Below are 12,833 nucleotides of genomic sequence, written 5' to 3' on the forward strand. Positions count from 1 at the left end.
AGCCCCATCCCTATTTTCTTGCTTGCATAAAAAACGGTACTTGATCGTACCGTTTCATTCAACTCTTTTACAATGATTTAATAGCTTTATCAGGGTTTAGATATATTAAAATACTGTAATTTGAATCAATTTAATGAAGATTAAGCTTCAGGGCGTTTCTTTAATTCATCACGAATTTCACGCAGTAATGCAATATCTTCTGGTGTAGCAGCTGGAGCTTCTTCAGCAGGTTTACGAATTTTATTTAGGAATTTAACCAACAAGAAAACCACCCACATTAAAATCAGGAAGTTCAATACAATTGTGATGAAATTACCATAAGTTAATACGTTAATTCCGGCTTTGGTTAATTCATCCAATGATGAAAGGTTATTTGGGTTATCACCAAGTACGACAAATTTTTGAGTAAAATCAACACCACCACCCGTAATCACCGTGATTAAAGGCATAATCACGTCTTTAACTAATGAGTCGATAATTTTATTGAAAGCACCACCAATGATGACACCAATTGCCAAATCCATCATATTGCCTTTAATGGCAAATTCTCTGAACTCTGAAAGAATACTCATATTTTAACTCCACGCCGATTTTGCGTATTTTTTATGTGACGAAGTATACATTATGTTTCAACATATATTTCCGCCTAATTTACTCGCTTTTTATTAAAAACCAATATTCTTTTACATTTATATAAAAAAACCGCAATTTATTAAAAAATTGCGGTTTTTTTTCTAGAAATTAAATTATTTCCAGTTTGAACGCTTAGCCACGTGAAGCACGTTTACGTTCATTTTCAGTTAAGAATTTTTTACGAATACGAACTGATTTAGGTGTTACTTCAACTAATTCGTCATCTTCAATAAATTCTAATGCTTGTTCAAGCGTGAATTTAATTGCAGGTGTTAACGTTAACGCTTCATCTGTACCAGATGCACGCATGTTAGTTAACTGTTTCGCTTTGGTTGGGTTCACAGTCATGTCGTCTGAACGAGAGTTCATACCCACGATCATACCTTCATAAACTTCTAACTGTGGTTCAGCAAATAGACGACCACGGTCTTGTAAAGTGAACAATGCAAACGCTAAGCAAGTACCGTTAACCATAGAGATCAACACACCGTTTTGACGTTTCGCAACTGCACCTTGTTTAGCTGTACCGTAATGCGAGAAGCTTGAAGTCATGATACCAGTACCAGAGGTAATGGTTAAGAATTCAGAACGGAAACCAATCAAACCACGTGATGGAACAGTTGCTTCAATACGGATACGGCCTTTACCGTCAACTTCCATATTGGTCAACTCACCTTTACGGTTACCCATTTGTTCCATAACAGAACCCTGATGTTGCTCTTCAACATCAAAAGTAACGTTTTCGTATGGTTCTTGAGTTTCGCCATCAACTTCTTTCATGATCACTTGCGGACGAGAAACACCCATCTCGAAGCCTTCACGACGCATGGTTTCAATCAATACTGAAAGGTGAAGTTCACCACGACCAGAAACTTTGAAACGGTCTGGACTGTCAGTATCTTCAACACGTAAAGCAACGTTATGGATCAATTCGCGATCTAAACGCTCACGGATATTACGTGAAGTTACAAATTTACCTTCCTTACCAGCAAACGGTGAGTTGTTTACTTGGAAAGTCATCGAAACTGTAGGTTCATCTACAGACAATGCAGGTAATGCTTCAACATTTTTAGGATCACAGATTGTGTCAGAAATGTTCAATGCATCTAAACCAGTGATACATACGATATCACCCGCTTGAGCAGAATCTACATCTACACGCTCTAAACCATGGTAACCCATAATTTTTAAGATACGACCGTTACGTGTTTTGCCATCTTTATCGATAACAGTCACTGGTGTATTGGTTTTTACTGAACCACGTTGAATACGACCAACACCAATTACACCCACGAAACTATTATAGTCAAGTGATGAAATTTGCATTTGGAATGGACCATCAATATCAACTGCTGGTGGTTCAACGATATCTACGATTGTTTCGAACAACGGTGTCATGTCTTCCGCTAATTCTTCAGGAGAAGGACCAGCAACACCACGTAAGCCAGAAGCATATACGATTGGGAAGTCTAACTGTTCATCACTACCGCCTAAGTTATCGAACAAATCAAATACTTGATCGATTACCCAGTCTGGACGAGCACTTGGCTTATCTACTTTGTTGATGATAACAATTGGCTTCAAACCACGAGCAAACGCTTTTTGTGTTACAAAGCGAGTTTGTGGCATTGGGCCTTCTTGTGAATCGACAAGAAGAAGTACGCAGTCAACCATAGACATTACACGTTCAACTTCACCACCAAAGTCAGCATGTCCTGGGGTGTCGACGATGTTGATGCGGTATTCAGTATTTGTACGCTTGTCTAACCATTTGATTGCAGTGTTTTTTGCAAGAATGGTAATACCGCGTTCAGACTCAAGCGCATTCGAATCCATAACACGCTCAATCTCACCCGCGCGGTCACCGAGTGCACCTGATTGTTGTAAAAGTTTGTCGACAAGAGTCGTTTTACCATGGTCGACGTGCGCGATGATGGCAATATTACGGAGAGTTTTAATATCAGACATGTAAATTCGATACGCTTTAAATTTGAGGGCAAATTATACAGAAAAATCTTAACTTTTAGTAGTGACAGTTTATTGACAGTTACAAGTTTTTTTCACAACAGCAGGCTTTTTATTTTGTAATAGTGTGTAAAGCGATTAGAATAGCGCCATCTTGCCACTTCCAATTGCTGTGCCATGTCCAATTCTACCCCCTCTCCCAATCAGAAACAGGCTCAAATTGATCTTGTTTATGGTCTAGATGATCGTCCAAAACCACTCATCGCTTTTTTTGCGGCTTTGCAACATTTACTTGCGATTATTGTTCCAATTGTAACACCCGGTTTACTGATTTGTTTAGCTTTAGGTGTTTCTCCTCAAGATACCAACATGATTCTTTCCATGTCATTGGTGATTTCTGGGGTAGCAACATTCTTACAATGTAAAAAAATTGGACCCTTTGGTGCAGGGCTACTGATTGTTCAAGGTACAAGCTTTAACTTTATTGGTCCAATGATTGGGATTGGTTCTGCCATGGTTGCTGCGGGCACACCAGTAGAAGCGGTTATGGCATCTATTTTTGGTGTGGTCATTGCAGGCTCATTTATTGAAATGGGTGTTTCACGTATTTTACCTTGGGTAAAAAAGTTGATCACGCCCTTGGTTACAGGGATTGTGGTACTGTTGATTGGTTTAACCTTAATTAAAGAAGGTTTAATCAGCATGGGTGGTGGCTACCAAGCCATGGAAAGCCATACGTTTGCCAGCGCCGACAATCTCATCATGTCATGTACAGTGTTGGCAATTATCGTCCTTCTCAATCGCTTCAAAGTTGTTTGGGTGAAAAGTTCTGCAATTCTTATTGCTTTAGTCATTGGCTATATTCTTGCGGGCTTTATGGGCTATTTAGATTTTTCTGGTTTAAAAGATGCCCCATTGATTCAAATTCCGACACCAATGCATTTTGGAATTAGCTTCTCATGGAGCTTATTTATTCCTATGGCGTTTATTTATCTTGTCACGTCTTTAGAAGCAATTGGCGATGTCACCGCAACCTCTAAAATTTCAAATCAGCCTGTAGATGGCCCAGTGTGGATGGAACGAATTAAAGGTGGTGTACTGGTCAATGGTGCCAACTCATTTCTTGCAGGGATTTTTAATACATTCCCAAGTTCTGTCTTTGCACAAAATAACGGTGTAATTCAGTTGACGGGTGTTGCAAGTCGTTTTGTTGGGATTTGGATTGCAATCCTACTCATCATTCTGGGGTTATTCCCTGCTGTTGCTGGTATCATTCAGGCGGTACCGCAAGCGGTACTGGGTGGTGCGGTTATGGTAATGTTTGGTGCAGTTGCTGCTTCAGGCATTAACATTTTATCGGGAATTCAACTAGACCGTCGTGCGTTATTAATTATTGCCATCTCTTTGGGTCTCGGCCTAGGGGTTGCACAAGTTCCTCAAATTTTGGAACATTTGCCAGAATTACCGCGTAATATTTTTAGTTCTGGTGTCGCAACTGGCGGGCTAGCTGCATTAATTTTGAATTTAGTTTTACCCGAAACTAAAAAATAATAAATCTATTCTTTATAATGCCCAGCTTAGACTGGGCATTGCGCTAATTTTTATTGATGGATGGTGAATATGGAGCCAAAAAGCGAAGTTGTCATTCGACAGCATGACTACCTTTCTGGACGCGTGCTATTTGTAAATGCAGCAACGGATGATCTACTTTCAAATTTAGCTCATAACATCGAAGCAAGCATTTGGACTTGGAATTACAATGAGTTTCAATATTTTCAGAATCAGCAGGCAACGGTACATTTTGGTACTGACCTGCCAGAAGCTGAATTTGATCAAGCTGTTGTTTTTGTTCCAAAATCAAAAGAGCTGCTCAACTATATCTTGCACAATTTAGTCAGTCGTTTAGCCGTTGGCGCTTCGATTTTCTTGGTTGGAGAGAAAAAAGGTGGTGTAGAACGTGCTGCAAAACAACTCCAGCCTTATGGTCAATCCATCAAGCTTGATAGCGCACGTCATTGTCAAATGTGGCAACTCACCACAGATAAAACCATGACAGCAAAGCCATTAGCAGAATGGGCGCAAGTCTATAATGTTCCAACACCTGCTGGAGAACTTAGCATTTGTGCACTCCCTGGTGTATTTAGCCAAAATCGTCTAGATATTGGAACCGCAGTGCTTTTACCTTATCTCAAACAAGTGACGTCTGGAAAGATTGCGGACTTTGGTTGTGGTGCAGGTGTCATCAGTGCTTATCTCAGTAAACTTAATCCGAAAAATCGTATTTTTGCTTTAGATGTCGATGCTTTTGCTTTAGCATCAACGCAAATGACTTTTGAAAAAAATAATTTACCTTTAGAACAACTTGAAATAAAAGCAGTCACAGGGATTGAAGATGCGCCATTGTTCTTACACGCCATTGTGAGTAACCCTCCATTTCACCAAGGTATTCAAACAGATTACAATGCCAGTGAAACGTTATGTAAAACTGCGAGACGACATTTAAAATCAGGTGGTGAATTATGGATTGTGGCAAACCGCTTCCTAAATTACCCATTACTCATTGAGCAGAGTTTTAGTCAATGTACGACTAAAGCAGATCAACAAGGCTTTAAAGTGCTGTTCGCCAACACTCAAAAAAGTAGTAAGGAATAACGATGAGCGAAACAGATCATCCTCAACTCCAGCGTAAGCTTGGAGCACGACATTTAAACATGATCGCCATTGGCGGTTCTATTGGTACAGGGTTATTCCTTGCTTCGGGTCAAACGATTGCCACCGCTGGACCTGGTGGTGCATTACTTGCTTATGTCCTGATTGGTATCATGATTTATTTCTTGATGACCAGTTTAGGTGAACTTGCAACCCACAATCCAACATCAGGCGCATTCTTTACCTATGGTAATAAGTATGTAGAAGAAGGTTTTGGTTTCGCACTCGGTTGGAACTACTGGTATAACTGGGCCATTACCGTTGCATTTGAATTGGTTGCCGTTCAATTCATCATGAAGTTTTGGTTTCCAGACATCCCCGGCTTTTGGTGGAGTGCGCTATTCCTTGCGATTATCTTCTGTATCAATGCCTTAACTGTAAAAGGCTTTGGTGAAAGTGAATTTTTATTTTCACTGGTTAAAGTCATTGCCATCATCTTCTTTATTGTCATTGGTTTATTCATGATTGGTAAAATCATGTTAGATCCAACAGATTCCATTACCAAGAATTGGACCGTTGGTGAAGCGCCATTTGTTGGTGGCTTTCAAGCCTTAGTCGGTGTGGCCATGATCGCTGGATTCTCGTTCCAAGGGACAGAGATGGTCGGTGTTGCAGCAGGTGAATCTAAAGATCCGAAAAAAACCATTCCAATCGCTATTAAACAAATCTTTTGGCGTATTCTCTTATTTTATATCTTGTGTATCTTTATCATTGGTACATTGGTTGCGTATACAGATCCAAACCTTGCACTTGCTGCTGAAGGTGATGGAAACATTACCCTGTCACCGTTTACCCTATTATATGAAAAAGCAGGTTTAGCATTTGCAGCAGGCTTAATGAATGCCGTGATTTTGACTGCAATTATGTCTGCAGGTAACTCAGGCATGTATTCATCAACACGTATGTTGTTTGATATGGCACGTGAAGGTAAAGCGCCACGAGTTTTCTCTAAACTCGATCTTCGCGGTGTACCCATGAATGCACTGTATGCAACAACGGCAATTGCGGCACTGTGTTTCTTAACCACCTTTATTGGTGAAAGTGTCGTGTTTACTTGGCTGTTAAACATGTCAGGTATGTGCGGTTTTATTGTCTGGTTAGGTATCGCAATCTCACATTATCGCTTCCGTAAAGGTTATTTGGCTCAAGGCTATAAACTTGAAGATCTCGCTTATCGTGCAAAATTCTTCCCTTTTGGTCCGTGGTTTGCCTTTATTCTTTGTGCCATCATTATTCTTGGCCAAAATGCAGAAGCTGTGCTTGATGGAAAATGGATGAGTGTGTTGTCTACTTATATCAGTATTCCACTGTTCCTTGTTATCTGGCTTGGCTATAAGTGGAAACACAAATCTAAATTGATTGCTTATGATCAGATGGATGTACAACCCATTCAAGTCGAAAAAGAGTAAATCACTTGATGTAAATAAAGCAGCTTTTTAGCTGCTTTATTGTTTTTTATAACAGCAATTCAACGTGAATTAAAAATTAATTTACTATGTTTCATTGACAAAGTTTTTTTTCTTTATAGAATAACGCCCATTGGATTATTTCCAATCAGAATTTTCACCTTTGATTTTAAATCAAAAAGTATAGGAGTACGACATGCATCAACTTGAGAAAACTTTAAATTAAGATTAAGCAGTCGTCTACCCACGGGCACTGAATTAATCAAAGTGTCCGAATGTCAGTCAAACCTAGCATTCGCTAGGTTTTTTATTGTCTTTAAAATTTGAATCGATCATTGCTTTGACAATAGTGTTGTAACCACCTTCGGACAATAAAAAAATTTGCTTCGAGAAAAAAAATGAGCATACAAATGATTTTAAACGCCAAAGCAGAATATGGCGTTCCTGTAAAAATTTATACAAAAGATGTGGATGAGGAAAGCCTAACGCAACTGCGAAAAATGGCACAATTGCAATTTATTCATTCACATATCGCAGTCATGCCAGATGTACATTTGGGTAAAGGCGCAACCGTGGGAAGTGTTATTCCCACCAAAAATGCCATCATTCCTGCTGCGGTTGGCGTGGATATCGGTTGTGGTATGAATGCATTAAGACTTAGTCTAAAAGCATTTCAACTGCCCGATAACTTAAGCACTTTACGCAATGCCATTGAAAGAAAAGTACCTGTCGGCTTTGAAATGCACAAACAAATCAAAGCAAAGGCTTCAACCCTTTCGCCCTTAGATAAAAAACTCCAGCGTATTACAGACAAACACCCTGCTTTAAAACGCATGTTACGTAGTTTTGATGTTACATGGCAAAAGCAACTCGGGACTTTAGGTGGTGGTAATCACTTTATTGAACTGTGTATTGATGAAAATGATGATATCTGGGTCATGCTGCATTCAGGTAGCCGTGGCTTAGGTAATGTGATTGGCACTTACTTTATTGAACGTGCCAAGAAAGAAGCACAACATCGTTTTGGTCACGTGCCTGATAAAGACTTGAGCTACTTTGCAGAAGGATCGACGAATTTTGATGATTATGTAGAAGCTGTAGAATGGGCACAAGAATATGCTTTTGAAAACCGACGCGAAATGATGCGTTTAATTTTAGAAGCGATTCGCCCTTTATTACCAAGTTTTCAAATGACCAAAGAAGCGATTAACTGTCATCATAATTATGTACAGAAAGAACTTCACTTTGGTGAAGACGTCTTTGTTACACGTAAAGGTGCAATTCGTGCAGGGCTCGATGAATATGGGATTATCCCCGGTTCAATGGGCGCACAATCTTTTATTGTTAAAGGCAAAGGCAATCCAGATTCGTTTTGTTCATGTTCACATGGCGCAGGACGTAAAATGAGTCGCTCTAAAGCCAAACACTTGTTTAATCAGCAAGATTTGATTGCACAAACAACAGGCATTGAGTGCCGCAAAGATAAAGGTGTGGTTGATGAGATTCCAAGTGCCTACAAGGATATTCATCAAGTTATGGCCAATCAAAATGATTTGATTGATGTGGTTCATACACTAAAACAAGTATTGTGTATTAAAGGCTAAAGCTGAAATAGCCCTCAATTTTGATCATAAATCTCAGTAAATTCGATTTACTGAGATTCACATTTTTAATTGGATTAACAATAACGTACAGATTGAATATAAGGATCAATCACAATTGCTTGCTGACAAATTCCTTCAGCTAACCGCTGTTGTTCAAAGACAGCTTTCGGCATGGCATCAAAATTATCATAGAAACAAATTTCCTGATCATTTATCGAATAAACCAACGAATGATTTCCAACGCCTTCTAAAGTGTCATAAAAAACAATGATATTACATCCTTGTTCAATATAGGCTTGAATTTCTTGATAGCTTAGCGCTGGATCGATATTGAGTCCTAACTTCTTCGCGTCTTGATAATGGACGATTTCTTTTTCATGAATATTTAAGTCTTCATCTGTATAAAAAGACAGATCAAAACCTAATTTTTTTAACCCAACGGCTAGGCCAATCGTAAAAGTGCCATCCTCTGCATCGTGATGACAAAGTTTAACCAGCTGTTGAATATCTAACTGAATTGAGTAATTTTGCAATAACATCCAAACAGCAAAAATACCGCAATTTGATTCTAGCTCTAATAAGGCTTTAGGCAGTTGCACACTCATTCAATTTTCAAACTTGTAGAAATCACAATCAACAATTATAACGCTGTAAGATCAAATTGAGAGGCTTTATCGAAATTACTTAATTTTTAAAGTCACCGTTACTCGTCTATTTTTCACTCTACCTTCAGCTGTTTTATTATCAGCAATTGGCTTGGTTGGTCCTAAACCGAGCGTAATCAATTGCTCTGGATTAACCTGATATTCATTTAAGAGAAAATCTTTGACAATATTTGCTCGCGTTAAGGAGACTTTATTATTTGCAGCCAAAGAGCCTGTACTGTCTGTATGGCCTTCAATGTAGAGAACAAAATTTTTATTGTCTTTCAATAATTGTGAGGCAACAGATAAAGCAGGTTTATACTCAGCTTCAATGTGTGTTGATTTCGGTTGAAAATATATAGACAGCCCACTTTTCAATGATTTCACTTCATTTGGATACTGTTTTTGGATTGAAACACGATTTGAATTTATTGGTGTCGACGTACAGGCATTTAATGCCATGAGTACCAGTCCTAAAATAATATATTTCATCGTTAACCTGTAATTATTAATTTCTGATTCAATTTTATTTAGATATTCTAGAATTATAAGGACTTTAAATAAAAAAGCGACTCAATTGAGTCGCTTTTTTATTTACTAAATAAAGGATTATTTAGTTACAGTACGGCTACCAGTGATTGTCGCGAATACACGACGGTTCATAGCACGACCTTCTTTAGTTTTGTTGTCAGCAATCGGTTGATCCCAAGCGAAACCTTGAGTAGACAAACGAGATGCATCAATGTTGTACTCGCTTACAAGCGCTGATTTAACAGAGTTAGCACGAGCTAAAGATAAACGTTCGTTTAACTTACGTGGACCAGTGTTATCTGTATGACCTTCAATACGAGCAGTCGCATTCGGGAATGTAGTTAACGCATCAGCAACTTTAGCAACTTCTGGCTTGTATTGATCTTTGATGTTTGATTTGTTTGTATCAAAGAACACACGAAGTTCCATGTTCAAATCTTCAGTAAGAACTTGTGGAGCTGGTTCAACTGGAGTTGGAGCAACTGGAACCACTGGAGCAACTTCTACTACAGGAGCAGCAGGCTTCAAGTGACCACCAAGAACTACGTTAAGACCTGCAAGAGCAGTATAGTTCCAGAATTTTTCGTCGAAGTTATAAGTACCACGAGCTTCAGTACGAAGAGATAAAGCATCGTTTAAGCGCCAGAAAGCACCAACACCAGCATTACCTAAAGTACCTTCTTCGTTGTTACGGAATGCAGTGTCATCAAGTTTATACTTGTAATGACCAGCACCTAACAATACATACGGTTTGATTTTGCTGTCATAGTTTTTAGTGATCAAATCAGAAGTAGCATAAAAGTTACCGTTGATTTGAGTTTGCTTGTATTCAGAACCAGCTACGCCAGTACCGTCAAGATCACCTTTAACTTGGTTATATTCAGCTTCAAAACCTAACCATGGAGTAAGTTCTACACCAAGTGCAGCACCAACGAATAAATCGTCTTGTAATTCAGGACCGTTAGTTAACTCGCCTTTATCACCACCATTGTTGTGTTGAGTGTCTTGGAAAGTGTAACCAAGTAGTAAAGGTGTAACAGTTACACCAGCATTAGCAGCAGCGAATGGAGCGGCAACAAGCATAGCAAGTGCGATACGACTCAATTTCATGGATATCCTCCAGAGATAACAATTGTTGTTCAAGCTTAGCCTAAAATTTATTGGCTATCCTGAGATAAATTTTAATACCCCAGTATTATTTTTAAGCTACTCACGTTGAATCATACAAACACTTGAGGCTTTTTCCAAGTGCTTGATAACTTTAATCAAGTAAATTATTGACAAAATTACTTACAATTTCCGTTGTAATTCGGTAACATTTTACTCAATTTTTTTGCGTGGATCGCTTATCTTTTTGCTACGTGCATTTTAGCAGTAAAAGAAACTGATAGTAATAAATATTTTACTACGTTAACATTTCAATTAAATTTAATAGAAAAATCATTATTTTTCAAATAAAAAACAAGACTTAACAGAAGACCTTAAGATGTATTTTTATTGTAAAGAGCAAGGCCTAACCTTGTTCGAGCTTATCACCACTATTTGTATCCTGACAATTATCTGCTTAATCAGTTTGCCTCACTATCATAATTGGATGCAAAAACAAGAGATTAGAATCATATCTTCAGGTATTCAACAGCATGTTTCTTATGCAAGAAGTCAAGCTTTAGTCCGACATACCACTGTGGTCATTTGTTCATCCGAAGATTTAATTCGATGTGAAAAAGACAAATGGAACAAAGGATTACTTATTTTTACAGATAAAAATAAAAACAAACAAGTCGATTCTGAAGATCACATACTCCTCAAAACTGAAAATAAAATTAAATATGGCAAACTGACTTGGGTCGGAAGTGCCAGCAGTAGAGATGTATTGACTTTACAAGGTGATACAGGTTTACCCAGAGGTTCACCTGGAAGCTTCTATTATTGTAGCCAATATGATGAGGTAAATAATAAGCGCTACAAAATCGGACGAATGGGAGCAATAAATTTAGGGTCACCACCTGAATGTTAAAAACTGTTCTCTACGGTCAGCATATATTCAATCGCTAGACTTTATTCTTATACTATTTTTTATATACTGCTTAGGTTTTGGATATATTCACAGAATAATCATTTGGAGATTAAAACAATGACTGACATCGTAATTGTGAATGGTGCGCGTACAGCTATGGGTGGTTTTCAAGGAAGCCTGACCAGTTTGACTGCACCAGAACTAGGTGCTGCGACGATTAAAGAAGCCATTGCCCGTGCTGGCTTACAACCAAATGATGTACAAGAAGTCATTATGGGATGTGTTTTACCTGCGGGTTTAAAACAAGGCCCGGCCCGCCAAGCGATGCGCAAAGCTGGCTTACCTGATTCAACCGGTGCTGTAACTATTAACAAATTGTGTGGTTCAGGCATGAAAGCAGTTATGCAGGCTGCGGATGCAATCAAAGCAGGTTCAGCAGATGTGATTGTTGCTGGCGGTATGGAATCGATGACCAACGCACCTTATCTTTTGCCAAAAGCACGTAGCGGATATCGCATGGGCCATGGCGAAGTAAAAGATCATATGTTCTTTGATGGCCTAGAAGATGCTGAAACAGGTCGTTTAATGGGTTCTTTTGCCCAAGATATGGCAAATAGCAAAGGCTATACACGCCAACAGATGGATGATTTTGCGATTCGTTCTTTACAACGTGCACAAAAAGCTATTACTGAAGGTTGGTTTAAAGATGAAATCGTTTCTGTCACAGTTTCAAGCCGTAAAGGCGATGTTGTTATAGATCAAGATGAACAACCATTTAATGCCAATATCGACAAAATTCCTAGCTTGCGCCCTGCGTTTGCCAAAGATGGAACAATCACGGCAGCCAATGCCAGTTCAATTTCAGATGGTGCATCTGCGCTGGTTTTAACCTCTGCGGATCATGCTGCAGCAAAAGGGCTTCAACCTTTAGCAAAAATTGTTGCCTATGCTTCAAACTCACAACATCCCTCTGAATTTACCATTGCCCCAGTAGGTGCAATCCAAAAGGTACTGAATAAAACCGGTTGGGATGTTCAAGATGTTGACTTATGGGAAATCAATGAAGCATTTGCTATGGTTACCATGTGCCCTATCGATGAATTTAAATTGGACGCTGAAAAAGTCAATATTCATGGTGGTGCATGTGCCCTCGGCCATCCTGTTGGTTCTACAGGTTCACGCATCATCCTGACCTTGATTCATGCGTTAAAACGTACTGGTGGTAAAAAAGGTATTGCTGCCCTTTGTATTGGTGGTGGTGAGGCGACTGCTGTAGCGATTGAAATTCTTTAAGCACCTCAATCCTTGAATTAAAAAGAGGCGT

At 38.9% G+C, this 12,833-nt stretch carries 11 protein-coding genes; 6 read left to right on the forward strand and 5 right to left on the reverse strand.

Annotated features, from left to right (window positions below; translation table 11 throughout):
• Nucleotides 1-140: 140 nt before the first annotated feature.
• Together mscL and typA are read right to left on the reverse strand one after the other, a co-directional pair.
• A complete protein-coding gene (gene mscL / locus F981_RS15140) occupies nucleotides 141-572 on the reverse strand; it encodes a large conductance mechanosensitive channel protein MscL (protein ID WP_004723003.1) in 432 nt (143 codons plus the stop codon).
• A gap of 193 nt (nucleotides 573-765) precedes the next feature.
• A complete protein-coding gene (typA, locus tag F981_RS15145) occupies nucleotides 766-2,601 on the reverse strand; it encodes a translational GTPase TypA (protein ID WP_004723004.1) in 1,836 nt (611 codons plus the stop codon).
• A gap of 174 nt (nucleotides 2,602-2,775) precedes the next feature.
• On the opposite strand from typA, the gene F981_RS15150 reads away from it, so the two are divergent.
• From F981_RS15150 to F981_RS15165, 4 genes are all read left to right on the forward strand, one after another.
• A complete protein-coding gene (locus tag F981_RS15150) occupies nucleotides 2,776-4,149 on the forward strand; it encodes a uracil-xanthine permease family protein (protein WP_004723006.1) in 1,374 nt (457 codons plus the stop codon).
• A gap of 69 nt (nucleotides 4,150-4,218) precedes the next feature.
• Nucleotides 4,219-5,250, forward strand: a complete 1,032-nt coding sequence (locus tag F981_RS15155) for a class I SAM-dependent methyltransferase (protein ID WP_004723008.1) — start codon at nucleotides 4,219-4,221, stop codon at nucleotides 5,248-5,250.
• Between the two features lie 2 nt (nucleotides 5,251-5,252).
• Nucleotides 5,253-6,716 (forward strand): amino acid permease, encoded by a 1,464-nt coding sequence (locus F981_RS15160; RefSeq protein ID WP_004723010.1) that lies wholly within the window; start codon nucleotides 5,253-5,255, stop codon nucleotides 6,714-6,716.
• 395 nt (nucleotides 6,717-7,111) lie between these two features.
• Nucleotides 7,112-8,317: an RtcB family protein gene (locus F981_RS15165; protein WP_035371687.1), complete on the forward strand. Its 1,206-nt coding sequence runs from the start codon at nucleotides 7,112-7,114 to the stop codon at nucleotides 8,315-8,317.
• Nucleotides 8,318-8,391: 74 nt separating this feature from the next.
• Here the strand turns inward: F981_RS15165 and F981_RS15170 are convergent, their stop codons facing one another.
• The 3 genes from F981_RS15170 to omp38 form a co-directional block, all read right to left on the reverse strand.
• Nucleotides 8,392-8,922 (reverse strand): cysteine peptidase family C39 domain-containing protein, encoded by a 531-nt coding sequence (locus F981_RS15170; RefSeq protein WP_004723014.1) that lies wholly within the window; start codon nucleotides 8,920-8,922, stop codon nucleotides 8,392-8,394.
• Nucleotides 8,923-8,997: 75 nt separating this feature from the next.
• Nucleotides 8,998-9,453, reverse strand: coding sequence for an OmpA family protein (locus F981_RS15175; RefSeq protein ID WP_004723017.1), 456 nt, complete (start codon nucleotides 9,451-9,453; stop codon nucleotides 8,998-9,000).
• A 117-nt stretch (nucleotides 9,454-9,570) separates the two neighbouring features.
• A complete protein-coding gene (omp38, locus tag F981_RS15180) occupies nucleotides 9,571-10,602 on the reverse strand; it encodes an outer membrane protein Omp38 (protein ID WP_004723018.1) in 1,032 nt (343 codons plus the stop codon).
• A gap of 484 nt (nucleotides 10,603-11,086) precedes the next feature.
• On the opposite strand from omp38, the gene F981_RS15185 reads away from it, so the two are divergent.
• Both F981_RS15185 and F981_RS15190 read left to right on the forward strand, forming a co-directional pair.
• Complete coding sequence (locus F981_RS15185; protein WP_228129033.1) at nucleotides 11,087-11,509, forward strand: GspH/FimT family protein; 423 nt, start codon at nucleotides 11,087-11,089, stop codon at nucleotides 11,507-11,509.
• Between the two features lie 117 nt (nucleotides 11,510-11,626).
• The gene (locus F981_RS15190) at nucleotides 11,627-12,802 is read left to right on the forward strand and encodes a thiolase family protein (RefSeq protein WP_004723023.1); all 1,176 of its coding nucleotides are present in this window, start codon (nucleotides 11,627-11,629) and stop codon (nucleotides 12,800-12,802) included.
• The last annotated feature ends 31 nt before the right edge of the window (nucleotides 12,803-12,833 follow it).

Origin of the sequence: Acinetobacter guillouiae CIP 63.46 (assembly GCF_000368145.1) — a bacterium.
Taxonomy (GTDB): Bacteria; Pseudomonadota; Gammaproteobacteria; order Pseudomonadales; family Moraxellaceae; genus Acinetobacter; species Acinetobacter guillouiae.